Source organism: Streptomyces sp. NPDC005803 (assembly GCF_040630435.1).
In the GTDB taxonomy this organism is placed as follows: Bacteria; Actinomycetota; Actinomycetes; order Streptomycetales; family Streptomycetaceae; genus Streptomyces.
The window spans coordinates 1-16525 of sequence record NZ_JBEXXO010000013.1; the positions used below are offsets into that span (position 1 = coordinate 1).

A 16525-nucleotide genomic window follows, 5' to 3' on the forward strand; every position below is an offset into this window, starting at 1 on the left:
TAAAAAAGGGGCGAACTCACAGGTCCGAGCCCCGTGGACCGGGGCAAGCCGGGTTCCAAGATGCACGTCCTGTCGGACGCGAACGGACTGCCCCTCCTCGTCGGGATCTCCGCCGCGAACACCCACGACAGCCTCGCGCTGAAGCCCATGGTCGAGGGTCACCAAACGAGACACGACCCCCACCGCGGCCGCTACTTCAAGCCCCAGCGCCTGCATGCGGACAAGGCATACGATGTCCCTCACCTGCGGAAATGGCTTTTGGGACAAGCACATCGGCGTGCGCATCGCACGCAAGGGAGTCGAGTCCAGCGAACGATTAGGCCGCCGCAGATGGGTCATCGAGCGGACCATGTCCTGGCTGACCGGCTACCGCAGACTCAACCACCGCTACGAACGCCACCCCCGCAACTACCTGGCCTTTCTCGGCCTCGCAGCCGCCCTCTGCTGCTACAAACGACTCGCCCGACTCACCACATAGGACACCGTCTTAGAAGTTATTGTTGTTCCGATCTCGAGGGGCGGGCATCGAACAGGAGTCTTGATCGGATGATCACAGCTGGCTGCGGGCACGAAAGCAAGGCAACATTGGTAGCTCAGTGTTGCGAAGCCAGCCGAGATCCAGGGGAACCTGTTGCCGCAGTTGCACGTGCTCGCGCCGATGGAGTTCAACTGGGCTGCTCTGTCATGTGATTGTGTCGCTCACCGGTTGGGGAATGCGGCCAACCATCCGGAGCGTGTTCGGAGGCATCACTCGGACATGACGGATGCGGAGTGGGCCGTGGTCCGGCCGCTGCTGCCGGTGCCGCGCTGGATGCGGGGTCGGGGCGGGCAGCCGGAGGCGTACACCCACCGGGCGATGCTGGACGCGGCCCGCTATCCGGTGGACAACGGGTTCAAGATGCCTTGTCGGGGGAACCGCCGTGTGGAGCAGCTATGACCGCTCAAGCAGGCGTCCCGTTTGGTGCGGCCGGAAGCCGCTCCCACGGTGAAGTCAGACACGACACTACGCGAGGGACGACAACCGAACGTTACGGTCGCGATTCGAGACGTTCGTGTCCACCAAACTCCGTTTACATAGCTCGCAGCATGGCCATGGGCGCCACCGAGCCCTCCCCTGGTGGGCGGCTCTGACCGCAGGAACCGGCGTGCGCCGGCGGGTGCTCGACCTGTTGCGGATCAGTCGAGTCGCAGCTCCGCCGCGCTTCACGCCGTCCCGTGATCGCACTAGCGCTTGCGAAAGGGCAGAGCAGGGACGCTCCGTCACCCTCGGCGCGCTCCGCGACGCCCGCCGCGCCTGGCGTACCGACCAGGCCCGCACCCAAGCCGGCATGCCCGAGCCCGGCCCGAAGACCACCCTCGTCATCGGCCACTGGGCCTACCACGGATCGGGTCACAACCCCGGCGCCGGACTCCTCGCCGCTGGCGTATGGCACCGCAGAGAACTGGAACGACAGTTCGCAGCGGAAGGGAGCTGCTGATGACCTCGTACCAGCCCACACCGCCCCACCAGGCACCGAGTACTTCTCAGGAACTGCTGACCGTCCCCCAGGTCATGGCCCGCCTCCAACTCGGCCGCTCCGCTGTCTACGACCTGCTCCGCACTCAGCAGCTCGCCTCGATCACCCTCGGACGCGCCCGCCGCATCCCCACCCACGCCCTCACCGACTTCATCCACGCCCGCCTCGACCAGGAAGCCGCCTGATGACCACGCCCCGCGACGCCACTCCCTCCCGCCGCGTCCGCGCCAACGGCGACGGGACCGTCTACCAGCGCAAGGACGGCCGCTGGGAAGCCGCTGGCTACGTCATCGCCCCGGGAAACACACGCAAGCGCATCCGCGTCTACGGCACCACCCGCAAGGAGGCCCTGGCCAAGCTCACCGAGAAGATCGCAACCAGCAACCACGGCGTCCCCGTGCCGTCCGCGCAGGGCAGCGTCAGCGCGTACTTGACGTACTGGCTCGAGGCGGTCGCCCTCCATCAGCTCCGCGAGAACACCCACACCCGTTACACCGCCTGCGTCAACCAGTACCTCGTCCCCGGCCTGGGCAAGAAGAAGCTCGCCAAGCTTACCGCCAAGGACGTCCGCAACTGGCTCAACCAGGTCCGCACCACCTGCCAGTGCTGCGCCCGCAGCATCGATGCCGGCCGTGATCAGCCCCGCTGCTGCGCCGCCGGAGCGTGCTGCTCCAAGCGGCTCTCCCCGCTGACGCTGGCGTACATCCACTCCGTACTCAAGTCCGCTCTGGAGCACGCCGTCCGCGAGGAGGAGATCACACGCAACGTGGCCCGCAACGTCCGCACCGGTACACCGCGTCCTCGTCGGTTCGAACCGCTCACGGCAGATGAAGCCCGCCAGTTTCTCGCTGCCGCCCGCGGTGACCGCCTGTTCGCGCTGTACGAACTCGCCCTCCGCACCGGACTCCGCAAGGGCGAACTCCTCGGCCTTCAGTGGGAAGACCTCGATCTCCAGACAGGCACTGCCAGCATTCGCCGCACCCTCCAGCGCACCCAGACCGGCGGGCTGACCGCCCTGCCCACCAAGACCCGAGCATCCGACCGACGCATCGCCCTCCCCAGTGAGTGCATCCACTCATTCAAGGGACACCGTGAGGTACAGGAAGGAGAACGAGGGGCGGCAGCGGAGGGCTGGAGAGACAACGGCCTCGTCTTCAGCACGCCCGCGGGAGGGCCGATCGATCCGGCGAACCTCAATCGCAGCTTCCGTGCCCTCCTCGACCGGGCAGGGCTCCGCCGCATCCGCTTCCACGACCTGCGACGCTCCACTGCCACCCTGCTCTTGGAGCAAGGCGTCGAACTCGTCGTAATCAAGGAGCTCCTCGGCCACGCACACATCGGCGTAACCGCCACTGTCTACGCCCATGTCCGGCTCCGACTTCAGCGTCAGGCCATCGACACCCTCAGCAGCGCGCTCTCCCGCCCGACGAGCACCGAGGCAGCCCTCGACGGCAGCGACAAGTAGCCGCCTTGGATCGGCCCGTCCGCTGACGTTGCCGTCAACTACTGCCGTCACGGCTCAGCTGCCCGTCGATTGGCTGGTCAGCTCGTCCAGCAGTAAATGCCCTCCTGGGGTTCTCGTTCCTGGCAAGTCAGGTCGACAAGCGCATGCAGAATACCCAAAGAGATGGGTAGTCCGATCTCCATTCCGCTATCCGCTTTCTCGTTTACCCACCACTGAGCTAGATCTTCGATCTGATAGGTCGACGAGGAGCTGAACGCATTCAAGAGTGAATCGGACAGCAGGAAAACCGCGGGGCCTCCATCACTTTCCGCGACGACCTCTGGAATGTCTTCCTCAACGAGTGCTTCGAATGAATTTCCGGTGAGGTGGGACTCCCAGTCCAAGAGGGCTTCCTCGGCATCGAAGTTACCGAATGAGATCATGCGAAATGATGCATCCGGACCGGAGTTCAACACGTCGAGTGCATCTGCCCTCGCTGCCACAAAGAATTTCACAATGCTGCTCACGATTCACCCTTCCATCGATCAATAGGGAAATGCCCCACTGGGAGCGACTGGGCCGCCCGACCGGCACTTTCGGGCGGGCGGCCCAACCGCGATCATCCCGTCATGCGAGAACTACGGGGCCTAAAGAATCCTCTTGCGTTCACTGCCAGAGGATTCCCACCCCTGGGCCATACTTGGGCCCGTAGTCAAATGCATGCTGCCCCCACATACGTGTGGTTGTCAGATCGTACCAGCCGACACCTGGAACGCTTGACCCCGTATTAACCCAGTCTGGACCTGGCATACCGCCAGGGGTAGAGAAGAGCTCACTTAGGGCCGGGTCATTGTCGGCCAGCGTCTTCACTCGGGCGTCGAGGATGTTGCCCTTAATGGTGTTGGCTCGGCTTGGCCTCCGTGCTACCCGTGCAAGATCTTTTACAGAAAACCCGATGGTTCCTGCATTCCATTCAGATAGAGCTGTATTCGTGTGCTCAAGCAGACGCGAAGCCAGTGCATCTGGATTCACAATGTCGTTGCCGTGCATATCGACAACACGAGCTCCACAGTTATGGACGAGGACCGGAGTGGTGCCTGCCAGCACATAGTACGTGTGGAGGTCGTTGACGGTGAGGTTGTGAACGGTTTTGTGGTGGCCCGTCCACCGCTTGATTACTGTGACCTGCACGTAGGTGCCGGCACTCGTGCGCAGCCATTGGCCCGGCTTCAGGTCGGTGGCGTCGACCCACCTCTCGAGTGACTGGATCCAGAAGGGGTGGCCGTCGGTGGCTGTGAGGGTGGCGGTAGCTGTGCCCCTGTCGCTGTCGGCGTCGACTGTGACCTCGACGAGGTGCTTGACACCGGTTCCTTGGATTTCTGCTGTGACCGGTTCTGCGGTTGTCTCGCCGGTTTCGGGGTCGGTGGCTAGGACTTCATCGCCGCCCTTGACGTCTTCGATGGATTTCGTGGTGCCGTCAGCCATGAGCACCTGGGTGCCGGGGGTGAAGCTGTTGCTGGCCGAGCAACTGCTTGGGGCGTCGTCCTTGCCCTTCCGCGTCACTTTCTGGGCGGCGCTCTTGACCTTCTCGCCGGCCTGGGCTGCCGCCTTCTTGGCCTTTTGTACCGGGTTCCTGGTTTTCTGTGCTGCCTTCTTCGCTTGTCGAGTGGCGGCCTGTTTTGCCTTCTTCGCCGCGGCCTGGGCAGCCCTCTTCGCCGCGGCCTTTGCGGCTGCGGCCGCCGCCTTCGCGGCTTCACGAGCAGCCTTGGCCGCGGCAATGATCTTGCGGGCCTTCTCCTGGGCCTTGCGCCAGGCGCTGATCGCGCTGAATGTTTTCTCGACCGCGCGCCAGATCTTCTTACCCTTGCTGAAGACCGAGGTCCACGGAATGGCATCGATGATCAGGCTGCCGCACGCCCACATGTCCCCGCGGGAGAAGCAGGACACGACGTCGTTCCAGCCGATGAACTCCTTGAACACCGCCCAGCCGACGTTCATGATGATGTCGGAAATCGTAGTGTTCAGCTGGGCGTTGGCCCATGCTTCCTCGGCTGTTTCTCCGCCACTACCGCTGCCGCCGCTGCCTCCTCCGTCGATCATCAGACCGCTCGGGTCGGCAAACGTGACGGGGTTGTTCTCGCAGTACACGTACCCATTCATCTGGACCGGGTCGGCCAGGTCCAGGACCGGGTCGGCCGAGAGGAACCGGCCTGTCGAGGGGTCGTATTCTCGTGCTCCCAGGTGGATCAGTGCGCTGGATCGGTCGTCGTTCCCGCCGATGTATCCGGAGTGTGAGAGCCAGTTCGCGTGGTTCGTGCGCTTCACACCAAACGGGTCGGACTTGTCGAACTTGCGCCGCGGTGGGGTTGGGGCGACAGGTGTAGTGAAGGGGGAGTCGTTGTTGACCCATAGCACGCCGGCCAGCTCGGGGGGCATGGTCCAGCGCGGCGGGTTGGACAGGTCGACATCGACGGGGTGGTGGATGAACGGGTCGCCGAAGTTGAACTGGACGCTCAACGTGGGGGAGCCGTTGAGCAGGTCGTCGGATGCTGGACGTGGACGCCGGTGAATTTGTGGGCGCCGGCCGCCACGATCAGCGGGAGTCCGGCTTCCTTCGCGAGCGTCCGGTACTTGTTGACCTTCTTCTCGATGCGAGCGGTGACCGAGCGGGCGGAGACGACGCCGGCCATGCCGCTCGGGGGGATGAGAATCGTGCTCATTCCGGGGGGCCGCATGCTCTGGTCCGTACGTGGGTCGGCCTGGAGCAGGAAGGTGTAGCCCTGGCTCCTGAAGACGCTCTGGTGCAGAGGGGAGAGCAGTGCTCGGCGCAGGTGCTGGGCGATCCTCTTCGCGGTGCGGGCATCAGGGGCGGCGAGTGGGCGCGTGGGGTCGCCAGTCACGGTGAGGACGACGGGGACCGGTACCTGCTTGAGACGCTCGACCAGGGCGTGCCACGCCTTCATCTTCGCGAACGTTCCCTGCTGCGGGCTGTGGGTGAGGACCTCGACCAGTGCGACCGGCGCGCCGTCTTCACCGACGACTGTCCAGTCAGGTGTCAGCTTCCCCCACCGGCGCTCGAACTCCACGCTGAAGCCTTGCCGCCGCAGCGCCGCGCCTGCGGCGAGTTCGATGACGTCGGGCCAGAAGTTCTGGTCGCGCCACAGGTTCGCGGCGAAGGTCTCCGCGGCGGCCTCCGGCAGGAGATCGAGCTGTTCGTCCAGCCAGATCCGCCAGGGCTCGTACTCGTCCAGCACCGCCAGGTCGTAGGAGAGCATCCGGTTCTCCGGCGGACGCTTGCCGTAGCGGTGGCGCTGTTCGGCGACGAACTGAGGGCCGAAGCGCCGAAGGGCCTGTTCCGTGGTCATGGGCCCGGATTCTCCGCTTTCCCGCCCCTGCGCGCACCCAGTTTGAGAGGCTAATCGTGCAGCTGTGGCAGACGGGCATCGGCGTGGGGGAGTAGCGGTATGGCAGCGGGGGGCCGGCGACCGTCGGTGGAGCGGGTGCGGCAGCGCCGGTCGGCGGCCGTGCGCAGGCGCGTGCACGAGAAGGCGCTGGTCGAGGTGCGTGGCTGTCTGCGGGACTGGGACGACGACCGTGACGCGGCTGGCGAGGCCAAGGCCGTGATCGATACGCTCATCGTGCCCGAGTACCAGGGCCGGGCGCTCATCGAGTTGTTGCAGAACGCACATGACGCGCACCCGGCCGGTGCCGCCGACGGACGTGTCGAGATCCGGCTGGACGAGGACGAGGGTGAGTACGGCACCCTCTATGTGGCCAATCGGGGCAAGCCGTTCAGCAGCAAGAACTTCAAGGGCATGTGCAGCATCGCCCGGTCTCCCAAGCGTGCCGACGCGGGGATCGGCCACAAGGGCGTCGGGTTCAAGAGCGTGCTGAACCTGTGCGATGCCCCCGAGGTCTACAGCGTCGACAAGGAGAGGGCTCGGACCCCCGACGGGCTCACCTTCCGTTTCGCCCGGCTCGACGACTACGACGCGCTCGCCCGCGAGGTGGCTCCCGAGCGCGCGGACTTCGCCAACTACTTGAAGGCGAACCTGCACACGCTGAAGGTTCCGATCTTCCTGGAGGAAGCACCGAAGGCCATTCACAGCTTCACACGCCGGGGCTTCGTCACCGTCGTCCGGCTGCCGCTGAAGTCCGCCGAAGCCTGCTCGGCAGCAGCTGCGCAGGTGCGGGAGCTCATGGACGACAGCGCCCCGTTCGAGCTGTTCCTCGACCGCCTGGAACGCGTCCAGCTGGAGTGGCGGGCCGCGGGGGAAAATCGGCGCAGGACGTACGACCGTCAGGTTCAGGTGCTTTACCGGGCCCGTGGCCTGAAGGTGCAGCAAGTCACCTTGCGCCGACGGATGCGACTGATCGTCGTCTGCGGGAAGGTCGACCCGGACCGCGCCCGGGAGGCGCTCACCGCGTCGATCGAGAGAAGCGGGATGCGACACGACTGGACGGCCTGGGAGAAGAAGGCCGAGGTGCGCATCGCCATCCCGGTCGCCAATCCCCTCGACAAGGGGCGGCTGTACACCTTTCTGCCGATGGGCGAGCAGGTCACGGCCCCTCTGCGCGGCTTCGTCCACGCTCCGTTCTTCGCCGAGCTGAACCGGCGCTCGTTCAACGCGTGGGTGCCGTGGAACGACCTCCTGCTCGACACCGTGGCCGAGACGTGTGCCCGTGCGGTGCTCGCCACGACGGACGGACGTGCACCCATTCCCTCCGGGGCGCTGGTCGACCTGATGTGCTGGCAATCGCCCATGGCACTGCCCCGGCTCACCTCGGCCTTCCAACGGCTCGGTCACGGCATCACCCAGGTGCCGTTCATCCCAACGATCACCGCGGCCTCGGGCACGCGCACCTCCCTGCACCGGGCAGTGCTGTGGGAAGGCAAGGAGCACGCCACGGCTTTCACTCCGCACGCGGTCGCCGCCACGGGGATCACCGATCTCCTCGACCCGCAGCTCCACCCAGTCCGGCTACGGGAACTGGTCTCTTTGGCCGGGAGTGCCGGCACGCGCCTCGAACCGCCCACGGAGCGCCTCGCCTCCTGGGCCGAGCGGCTCGCCGAGGCGACCGCCTGCGCCCCCCTCGACCCCGGATGGTGGGCGGACTTCTACTACGACCTCTCCCAGGAGTTCCCTGATGGCTCGGACGTCGCCGGCCTACGGATCATCCTCACCGCCGGGCCGGCGCTGGCACCCGCTGCCGCGGAAGGCATCTTCTTCAACCGGGAGCCCCCACGGGGGGCCTCCCTTCCGGCCTTGCCCACCGGGCTGTCGGGCAGGCTGCACTTCGTCCACGAGGCCATCACCTGGACCGGCAAAGGCAGCAAACGCAGAGCGCAGGGCCGCACCTGGCTCAAGACCGTCGGCCTCGTCCACGACTACAGCGCAGACCAAGTGCTCGAGGTCGTGGCCGCGGCCCTGCGGGTGGACGGAGAGGGCGAAGACGACAACGACGTGCGCATGGCCTGCCTCCGCTACGCCTGCGCGGTGTCCTACACCTTGGAGAAGGAGGGGCGTAGGCCTCCGCGGCTGCATGGTCTCCGGGTCCCAACGCGGGGCGGCTGGCAGAAGGCGAGCGTTGCCATGTTCGGGCCGGGGTGGCCGGGAGAGCACTCCGCTGTCGACGACACCCTGACCCGGTTTCTGGAACGCGTCCGGGAACTGTCCTCCGTACTCACCCGGACCGAGCGGCAGCTCCTCCGGCGCCCCGAGGAACTCTGTGGGGAGGCGATCCCTGTCGAGGTCATGCGGCGCTTCCTCGAACGGCACGATGTCGCTCACGGCCTCCGCCCCCGCTACGAGGTCTTCCGTACCGGAGTGCGAGGCGAGGTTCTCAACCGGCCCGCCCGTTTCTGGGCCCCGAACAGACAGAATCTGCTGCCACAGTGGCAAACGGCCGCCGAGCGCTGGCCGAACCGGCGGCGCGTCGGCTACGTCAGCGTTGACTACCACTCACGCTCCCGTGCTACGGCCGCGCTGCCCGGACAGGGCGTCTACGCCAGCTTCAGCGAGGAAGACCGCAGGCTGTATGCGGAACTCATCGTGCACGGCCTCGCCATCTCCTGGCCCGACTCCGCGCTGGAGATGCACTTCGTACGCCACACCGACTCAGCCGGGACCTCGTGGCCCACGCCGCTGGCCGCCTTCCTCACCCACGCGCCGTGGATCCCGCAGACCTCCGTCTCAGGCGCCCCATCGGAGGGAACGGTGTTCGCGACCGCGGGCCGTGCCTGGTGGTGGCAGGGCACGCAGTCCCCACTCCCGTTTCTCAGCGTGGTGCCCGCGGCCTTGCGTAGCAGTCGGTCCCCCAAGCTCGTGGCGCGCCTCGGCCTGCTCGGCATCCGCTCCTGGGACGATGCCGGGACCGCGCCCGACAGGCTCGGCCACCTGCCCGAGCTGGTGCAGGTCAGGCCTCACCTGCGCGAAGGCAGGCTCGCGCACGAAATCAGGCGGGAGTACGAGAAGGCATGGGCCCAGCTGCTGCCCGCCCAGGGCGGCACACGCACCACCGACGGCGGGCCCGCCATGCCACCGCACCGGCTGCTGGTCCACCGGGCCGGCGTCCTCGAATCGCTGGACCCGGCGCAAACAAAAGAGACGGTCTTCGCCCCCGACCCTGACGGGGCTCAGAACCGGGTCCTCCTGGACCGTGTCCCGGTACCCGTGATCCCGATCGGGGACAAGGCACTTGGTGCCCGGGTCCACGCCTTTCTGGACAAGAGGGCGGCGTTCGACGTCCAGCGGTGCGGCGACGCCACACGCGACATCCAGGCCGACGGACTGCCCGTCCGTGAGGCGATTCGCCTGCCGCTGGCCCAGTACGCGGGTCCCTGGCTGCTCACCCTGGTCGCCGCTCTGCTGGAGTTCGACGAGGAGCGCGCGTCCCGGACGGAACCCGTGGCCGTGGCCGAGGCGACCAGCCTGCTGAGCCAGTGCGAGGTGGCCGTGGCCGGCGTGGCCGTCGTCTGGATCGCCGGACACCGTCTCACCGAGAACGGAACGGACCGCGCTCTGCTCCACTCCGACCCCGACCGGCCCTGTGTCGTCGTCGTGCACAGCGGGCTACGCACAGGCTGGCGGATACTCCGCACCGCCGCACCCGCCCTCGCCGCTCTCATCCGCGCACCCCACCTCGAGCACATCCTGTGGAAAGCACTGACCCGGCTGGAGGAGCGGGGCCTGAAGACGGACGGCGTCTCCGAGGAGGATCTCGCCGACGTCCTGGAACTGCGGCAGCACCAGCTGCACGCCGTCCTCGCCGAGCGGGCCTCGCAGCGCTCCGGCAGCACGCGGCTCGTGCCGCTGCTCGCCTGCCTCGACCTCGACCTCGCGGAGGAACTTCAGCAACGCATCGAGGACTTCCCCGACCGTGCTGCCCTCCATGCCTGGCTCACTTCCCGGATCGGCGCGCCGGACGCGGAACGGCTCATACGGCTCCTGGACGACGACGATCCCGAACGGCAGCTGAGGGCCCTGTCCGTACCCCTGGCCGAGGCCAACCGCGCCTGGCAGGCACTGGGCCTGCCGCAGATCGACAACACCGACAGGCACGAACAGCAGTTCGCGGCCTGGCTCCAGCGGTACCGTCCCGCACTCGCCGAGCGGGTCAGGGACGCCCATGCCGACGACTACCGCTCCGGCAGGTCCCTGACTGCCTACGTGCGGCTGCGTGGCCTGCCCGCGCTCGCGCCGGACCCGGCCTGGCACACGACACTCTGGGACCTCACCGATCAACTCCTCCAAACTCACGCGGACACCTGGCTGAACCGATCGCTCCCCGCACAACCGTCGACGTCCCGCGCGCTGGCGCCGCTCACAGAGGTCCGCGAGTCATCCACCACCGCAGTCCACCAGCATCTGCCGCGCCTGCGGCAGCTGATCGAGGACTGGCAGCGTCTGCACCCGACGAGCCGCACCGTGGTGCCTCCGCCCCCGCAGGAAGTACTGCGAGCGCTGGACGACCAAGGGCTGCTGGACTTCGAGGTCCTGCCCAAGAAGGCGTTGATCACCTGGCTCAGCGACCACAGCCACTGGCCGGCGGGCATGCCGCTGTCGGACCGGCCGTCCCAGCTCGGACTGTCCGCAACCACGTCGGCGCCAGCCGGGAACAGCGGTGCGACCGCAGGCACCAGCCGATCTGGAGCACCCCTACCGGGCCCCACTGTGGTTCTGAACGGCAGGCTCGTCCTGGCAGGCCCCTACGACCTGGCGGCACTGGCCCGCCAGGTGGCCGCGGACCTGACACCGGAACAACGCGCCACCCCGGCCACGGCCGTCACGGTGCTCGCGCCCCGCATTCCCCGGCCGCGCACCTCGTCGCAGTCCGCCACCGGATCACATGGCGGCTCCTACCAGGCCGCGGGCAACGACCAGGACCGCACCCTGCCGGTGGGCCTCGCGGGGGAGGCAGCGGTGGCCACGTGGCTGCACGAGCAGTTCGACGTCGCACCAGAGGACTCGTGGAAGTCGAGCCTGCGCCTACACGGACTCGCCGGTGCCCAGCCCGGGGACGACCGGCTCGGCTACGACTTCCTCATCCACGACGGCAACGCGACCTACCTCTACGAGGTCAAGTCGTCCACGGGTAACAGCGGAGAGATCATCCTGGGCGAGTCGGAGGTGCGACGCGCTTCCCGGCTGGCCCCGGGCGAGACGTACTTCATCGTGTACGTCTCTGACGTCCTGGACCGCGACCGCCGCAGCATCACCGTCCTGCCCAACCCATTCAGCGCCCCCGACCTCGCCGGCTACGAACTAGTCAGCACCCAGATGAGGCTCCGATTCAACATTGGCTGACCCAATCAGGACTTCCGCAGTCGCCGCCGGTCAGGGGTTGGCACCCGCCGAGGGCCCGGCCGGTCGCGGTCACCGGCTTGCCTCTCACTGTCGGCTCCACCGTCCTGGCCTACGGTCTTGAGTAGCAGCAGTACACCAGTTCCCTGCCAGAGCGGGCGGCTGGCCAGGACGCAAACGGCACCACGTGCACCTTCCGTCTCCGTCCACCGCCGGAGCCTCAACTCGAGCGAACTCTAGGACCGAATCTTGCGGCATATAGGGGTGCCCAGTCGACTGGAAGTGCTTGGTGGCGTGTTGGGAGGGCGAGGAGTCGCAGCACCCGATCCGGCCGCACGCGGCGCAGCGCCGCAGATGGAACCACCAGCCTGGACCGTCACCCGCCAGACAGTCGGCGCAGCCCGGTCCGCTCGGCGCGGCCTGAGGATCGATTCCGGGGATAGCCTGGTCAGCCATCGGTACACTCCTCACTCGACGGGTGCCGGGGCCGACGGCGGCGCAGTCGACAGCCTGCTCACCAGGTTGCGCCAGGAAGGTGGGGGACGCCAGCGGACACTGGGGCAACGTCGGCCGGCCGCGTCTCGGCTTGCACGGTGCCGGGCGCCCGCTGGGTCACGAAAACGACTCGCTCAGGCCCCGCAGCAACCTCGTGTCGGCCGAGGGCCCGCCGCAGCCTCGATCCTGTTGCGGTCGAACCGGCTGGTGAGGCTGACGTCATGTGGCCGACAGGAAGCTTCGGCGACGACGGCAGCCGTGAAGATTTCTGTCCCCGGGCTCTTTGTCCTGGGTGGTGTCCGCACCTCAGCGACGATGTTCAGGGTTGGGTGGTGTCCGCACCTCAGCGACGATGTTCAGGGTTGGGCGCGTCGAAGCGACAGCCGACGTCCCACTCAGGGCGCTGGTTGCCATAGGTGGGAATACCTCCGGCTCTCCTGAGGAGGGCGGCGAGGTGCATGAGATTCCAGGCGGCGAAGGTCGTGTTCCGGTTGGTGAAGTCGTTCTCGGGACCACCGGATCCTGGATCGAGGTAGCTGGGCCCCGGGCCGGCCTCTCCGATCCATCCCGCGTCGGCCTGCGGCGGGATGGCGAAGCCGATGTGCTGGAGGCTGTAGAGGATGTTCATGGCACAGTGCTTGAGGCCGTCCTCGTTGCCGGTGATCAGGCAGCCGCCGACCCGCCCATAGTAGGCGGACTGGCCGGCATCGTTGAGCTCGGCCGAGTTGGAGTAGAGCCGTTCGATGACGTGCTTCATCACCGAGCTGTTGTCGCCGAGCCAGATCGGACCGCAAAGGACCAGGATGTCCGCGGCCATCACCTTGGCGTACAGCTCGGGCCACGCGTCACTCGCGGCGCCATGCTCGGTCATGTCGGGCTGGACTCCGACCGCGAGATCCCAGTCGACCGGGCGGATCACCTCGGTACGCACACCGCCCGCGCGCATCACCGCGGTGCTGCGATCGATCAGTCCCTCGGTGTTACTGGTCTCCGGTGAAGGTTTCAGGGTGCAGTTGAGGTAGAGGGCGCTGAGGCCGTCGTAGTGGGGCGGGGTACTGGAGTGCATGGGTCCGATCCCTTCGCGACGGCTGATGCCGCGAGTCTGGAGCACCGGAGTGGGGGCTGCGACCACAGCGCGGCGAACGCGGTACGCGCGCCGCGTGCGGATGCGGCGGGGCGTGCCCGGAGTGAGAGTGGGACTCAGGGCCCCAGGTCGTCCGGGCCGGGGCACGAGCCCGGAGGCCCCGGATGGAATTGTTCCCCGCACTGCCCCGTGAGTCCTGGGCGGCGACGAAGGAGACGTTGCATCGGTTCCTCCAGATCGTCGGAAAGGTACGGCTGGCGGCCAGTGCCCGGCGCAACCACTGGTGGAACGTCCCCTTCCACCTGACCGGGGACGGCATCACCACACGCCCCTGTGGCCCGCTCGTCGACGGGACCGTCTTCACCGTCGACTTCGACTTCACCGCCCACCGTCTGCGGGTCCTCACCCTCGACGGCCGACATACCTCGTTCTCCCTGATGGGCCTGTCGGTGGGCGACTTCTACCGTGCTTTCACGGCCGCCCTGTCCCACCTCGGCATCCGCACCCTTCCCGAGCATCCCTACCCATTCGACCTGCCCGACGCCGCCCGGCCGTTCGAAGAGGACGACGAGCACCACACCTACGATCCAGCCGCCGTGGGTCGCTACTGGACGATCCTCACCCAGGTCATGCTGATCCTGGAGAAGTACGCGGCCGGGTACTCCGGGAAGACCAGCCCCGTCCACCATTTCTGGCACACCTTCGACATCGCCGTGACCCGGTTCTCCGACCGGCTCGTGACGCAGGACCGCTCCACCGATCCGGTCACCCGCGAGGCGTACTCGCGCGAGGTGATCAGCAGCGGCTTCTGGTTCGGCGACGAGCGCTCCTACCCGGAGCCCGCCTTCTACTCGTACACAGCGCCGGAGCCCGACGGACTGGAGCGGCAGCCGCTGGACCCACCGGCCGCCCGATGGACGGAGAGCAACGGTGCACACATCGCCCTGCTCCCCTACGACGACGTGCGCGCCACCACGGATCCGCGCGCGGAAATCCTCAGCTTCTACCACAGCGCTTACGCGGCGGGTGCACGCCTTGCGTGCTGGCCCGCGGACCAACTGTGCCGGAACGGGGTGACCGACCCCCAGATTCGGGTGCCGCCGAGGACACTGTGAAGGGACGCCGACGCTAGGACCGCAGACCTCTTCCCGCCCGGCTGCCGACCAGTTCGCTGGGTGGTGTACGACTCCACGGCCACCAACCAGCCAGAACCGCTGACCAGTTGTCCAGTTGCCTTCACGCCGACCAGGAACGACGAGCCACCCACCGGTGTTCCTGACGTGTTTCCCTTGACCATGGACGCCCTCGCCGTGCCCGTGGAGGGCAGGGCGACGAGCGCGATACGCAGCAGTCCTCAGGGGCGCGTCCGGTGGCCGTCGCGCTCGTCCGGCATCAGGGGCCTGGCACCGCTCGCCCAGCCCCGCCCAGAGTTGGGGCCTTCTCACTTGGTGCGGCCGGACATCACTCCTGCAGTGACGTCAGACGCAGCCCTACCCGAGGAACGACAGCCGCACCTGACGGTTGGCATTATCGACATTCGTGTCCACCAGGCACACCGACTGCCACGTTCCCAGCTCCAGCCGGCCCCCGATCACCGGCAGCGTCGCGTGCGGTGGGACCAACGCCGGGAGCACGTGGTCGCGTCCGTGGCCGGGGCTGCCGTGGCGGTGCTGCCAGCGGTCGTCCGCGGGGAGCAGGGCGTGCAGGGCGGAGAGGAGGTCGTCGTCGCTGCCCGCGCCGGTCTCCAGGACGGCGATACCGGCGGTCGCGTGCGGGACGAAGATGTTGAGCAGGCCGTCGCGGCCCGGGGCCGTCCGGGTGAGGAACTGTTCGCAGTCGGACGTCAGGTCGGTGACGGTCTCCGTCGTACCCGTGGTGATGTGCAGGACGCTGGTGGTGAAGGCAGAGGGCATGCGGTCATTGTCCTGCCCGCACAGCGGGATTGCGCGTCCACGGGGCGAGACGTTGTCGGACGGATCGCCCGGATGCCTCCGTTGTGGGCGGAGTCGAGGCCGGCGGGAAGATCCTCACCCGTGTCGCGGTTGGTAGAAGCGTGAACAACGTCGGGGTGCGCCCAGTGGATGTCGTGGTGATCGGCGCCGGACAGGCAGGACTGTCGGGCGCCTACCATCTGCGTCGCGCCGGTCTGGAGCCGGACCGGGATTTCGTGGTCCTCGACCACGCCCCGCGCCCCGGCGGCGCCTGGCAGTTCCGCTGGCCCTCGTTGACGTACGGCAAGGTGCACGGCATGCACGCCCTGCCCGGCATGGAGCTGGCGGGCGCCGACGAGAGCCGGCCCTCGTCCGAGGTCATCGGGGCGTACTTCGACGCGTACGAGCGCGCCTTCGACCTGCGGGTGCACCGGCCGGTCGAGGTCAGCGCGGTGCGCGAGGGCGGGGGCGGGCGGCTGCTGGTGGAGACGTCCGAGGGAACGTACGCGACGCGCGCCCTGATCAATGCCACCGGGACCTGGGACCGGCCGTTCTGGCCGCGGTATCCGGGCCAGGAGACCTTCCGTGGGCGGCAGTTGCATACCGCGAACTACCCGGGGCCCGCCGAGTTCGCGGGGCAGCGGGTGGTCGTCGTGGGCGGCGGGGCCTCCGGGACGCAGCATCTGATGGAGATCGCCGAGGTGGCGGCGGAAACCTACTGGGTCACGCGCCGGCCGCCGGTGTTCCGGGAGGGTCCGTTCGATGCCGAGCAGGGCCGGGCGGCCGTGGCCATGGTGGAGGAACGGGTGCGGCGCGGGCTGCCGCCGCAGAGTGTCGTGAGCGTCACGGGGCTGCCGGTCAACGATGCGGTCCGCCGCGCCCGCGAGTCGGGAGTGCTCGACCGGCTGCCCATGTTCGACCGGATCACACCGGCCGGCGTCGCCTGGGACGACGGTCGCACCGTCGAGGCCGACGTCATCCTCTGGGCGACCGGTTTCCGGGCCGCCGTGGACCATCTCGCCCCGTTGCGGCTGCGCGAGCCCGGCGGCGGGATCCGGGTCGAGGGGACGCAGGCCGTGCGGGACGAGCGGGTCCACCTCGTCGGGTACGGGCCGTCCGCCAGCACCATCGGCGCCAACCGGGCGGGGCGAGCCGCCGTGCGCGCGATCGGCCGGCTGCTGGAGCGCGCCGAGCCCGCTGCGGAGCGGGCCCCGTCCGTGCCCGCGTGAGAGGCGGGGCGGGCGTACCGC

At 67.9% G+C, this 16525-nt stretch carries 13 protein-coding genes and 1 pseudogene; 8 read left to right on the top strand and 6 right to left on the bottom strand.

Annotation, left to right across the window (positions count from 1 at the left end; all coding sequences use genetic code 11):
• Positions 1–9: 9 nt before the first annotated feature.
• From ABZ454_RS19365 to ABZ454_RS19385, 5 genes and pseudogenes are all read left to right on the top strand, one after another.
• Positions 10–478: pseudogene (locus tag ABZ454_RS19365) on the top strand (IS5 family transposase); the annotation flags it as partial.
• A gap of 279 nt (positions 479–757) precedes the next feature.
• Entirely contained in the window at positions 758–937 is a 180-nt protein-coding gene (locus tag ABZ454_RS19370) for a transposase (protein WP_359539424.1), read from the top strand.
• Positions 938–1328: 391 nt separating this feature from the next.
• A complete protein-coding gene (locus ABZ454_RS19375) occupies positions 1329–1478 on the top strand; it encodes a hypothetical protein (protein WP_359539426.1) in 150 nt (49 codons plus the stop codon).
• Positions 1478–1702 carry a helix-turn-helix domain-containing protein gene (locus ABZ454_RS19380; RefSeq protein WP_359539428.1) on the top strand — a complete coding sequence of 75 codons (225 nt, stop codon included), beginning with the start codon at positions 1478–1480 and terminating at the stop codon, positions 1700–1702. The genes ABZ454_RS19375 and ABZ454_RS19380 overlap by 1 nt, the downstream gene beginning before the upstream one ends.
• Positions 1702–2982: a site-specific integrase gene (locus tag ABZ454_RS19385; protein WP_359539431.1), complete on the top strand. Its 1281-nt coding sequence runs from the start codon at positions 1702–1704 to the stop codon at positions 2980–2982. The genes ABZ454_RS19380 and ABZ454_RS19385 overlap by 1 nt, the downstream gene beginning before the upstream one ends.
• A gap of 77 nt (positions 2983–3059) precedes the next feature.
• Here ABZ454_RS19385 and ABZ454_RS19390 read toward each other — a convergent pair whose 3' ends face one another.
• The 3 genes from ABZ454_RS19390 to ABZ454_RS19400 all read right to left on the bottom strand — a co-directional run bounded on the left by ABZ454_RS19390 (position 3060) and on the right by ABZ454_RS19400 (position 6326).
• Complete coding sequence (locus ABZ454_RS19390) at positions 3060–3488, bottom strand: hypothetical protein (RefSeq protein WP_359539433.1); 429 nt, start codon at positions 3486–3488, stop codon at positions 3060–3062.
• 139 nt (positions 3489–3627) lie between these two features.
• Positions 3628–5478, bottom strand: a complete 1851-nt coding sequence (locus tag ABZ454_RS19395) for a polymorphic toxin-type HINT domain-containing protein (RefSeq protein WP_359539435.1) — start codon at positions 5476–5478, stop codon at positions 3628–3630.
• Entirely contained in the window at positions 5475–6326 is an 852-nt protein-coding gene (locus ABZ454_RS19400) for a hypothetical protein (RefSeq protein WP_359539436.1), read from the bottom strand. The genes ABZ454_RS19395 and ABZ454_RS19400 overlap by 4 nt, the downstream gene beginning before the upstream one ends.
• 99 nt (positions 6327–6425) lie before the next feature.
• Here ABZ454_RS19400 and ABZ454_RS19405 point away from each other — a divergent pair, with 99 nt between their 5' ends.
• On the top strand, positions 6426–11768 hold the full coding sequence (locus ABZ454_RS19405; RefSeq protein WP_359539438.1) for a DUF3883 domain-containing protein: 5343 nt from the start codon (positions 6426–6428) through the stop codon (positions 11766–11768).
• 84 nt (positions 11769–11852) lie between these two features.
• Here the strand turns inward: ABZ454_RS19405 and ABZ454_RS19410 are convergent, their stop codons facing one another.
• A complete protein-coding gene (locus ABZ454_RS19410) occupies positions 11853–12221 on the bottom strand; it encodes a UBP-type zinc finger domain-containing protein (RefSeq protein ID WP_359539441.1) in 369 nt (122 codons plus the stop codon).
• A 382-nt stretch (positions 12222–12603) separates the two neighbouring features.
• Positions 12604–13326 (bottom strand): flavodoxin family protein, encoded by a 723-nt coding sequence (locus ABZ454_RS19415; protein WP_359539443.1) that lies wholly within the window; start codon positions 13324–13326, stop codon positions 12604–12606.
• Positions 13327–13508: 182 nt separating this feature from the next.
• Between ABZ454_RS19415 and ABZ454_RS19420 the strand changes: the two genes are divergently transcribed.
• Positions 13509–14459, top strand: a complete 951-nt coding sequence (locus tag ABZ454_RS19420) for a DUF5996 family protein (RefSeq protein WP_359539444.1) — start codon at positions 13509–13511, stop codon at positions 14457–14459.
• A 375-nt stretch (positions 14460–14834) separates the two neighbouring features.
• Here ABZ454_RS19420 and ABZ454_RS19425 read toward each other — a convergent pair whose 3' ends face one another.
• Positions 14835–15257, bottom strand: a complete 423-nt coding sequence (locus tag ABZ454_RS19425) for a YjbQ family protein (protein ID WP_359539446.1) — start codon at positions 15255–15257, stop codon at positions 14835–14837.
• A 155-nt stretch (positions 15258–15412) separates the two neighbouring features.
• On the opposite strand from ABZ454_RS19425, the gene ABZ454_RS19430 reads away from it, so the two are divergent.
• Positions 15413–16504: an NAD(P)-binding domain-containing protein gene (locus tag ABZ454_RS19430; protein WP_359539447.1), complete on the top strand. Its 1092-nt coding sequence runs from the start codon at positions 15413–15415 to the stop codon at positions 16502–16504.
• Positions 16505–16525 lie beyond the last annotated feature (21 nt).

Coding starts and splice junctions, on each gene's coding strand:
- ABZ454_RS19375 (WP_359539426.1), top strand. CDS start 1,329: ATGCCCGAGCCCGGCCCGAAGACCACCCTCGTCATCGGCCACTGGGCC.
- ABZ454_RS19405 (WP_359539438.1), top strand. CDS start 6,426: ATGGCAGCGGGGGGCCGGCGACCGTCGGTGGAGCGGGTGCGGCAGCGC.
- ABZ454_RS19380 (WP_359539428.1), top strand. CDS start 1,478: ATGACCTCGTACCAGCCCACACCGCCCCACCAGGCACCGAGTACTTCT.
- ABZ454_RS19385 (WP_359539431.1), top strand. CDS start 1,702: ATGACCACGCCCCGCGACGCCACTCCCTCCCGCCGCGTCCGCGCCAAC.
- ABZ454_RS19400 (WP_359539436.1), bottom strand. CDS start 6,326: ATGACCACGGAACAGGCCCTTCGGCGCTTCGGCCCTCAGTTCGTCGCC.
- ABZ454_RS19420 (WP_359539444.1), top strand. CDS start 13,509: ATGGAATTGTTCCCCGCACTGCCCCGTGAGTCCTGGGCGGCGACGAAG.
- ABZ454_RS19425 (WP_359539446.1), bottom strand. CDS start 15,257: ATGCCCTCTGCCTTCACCACCAGCGTCCTGCACATCACCACGGGTACG.
- ABZ454_RS19410 (WP_359539441.1), bottom strand. CDS start 12,221: ATGGCTGACCAGGCTATCCCCGGAATCGATCCTCAGGCCGCGCCGAGC.
- ABZ454_RS19415 (WP_359539443.1), bottom strand. CDS start 13,326: ATGCACTCCAGTACCCCGCCCCACTACGACGGCCTCAGCGCCCTCTAC.
- ABZ454_RS19370 (WP_359539424.1), top strand. CDS start 758: ATGACGGATGCGGAGTGGGCCGTGGTCCGGCCGCTGCTGCCGGTGCCG.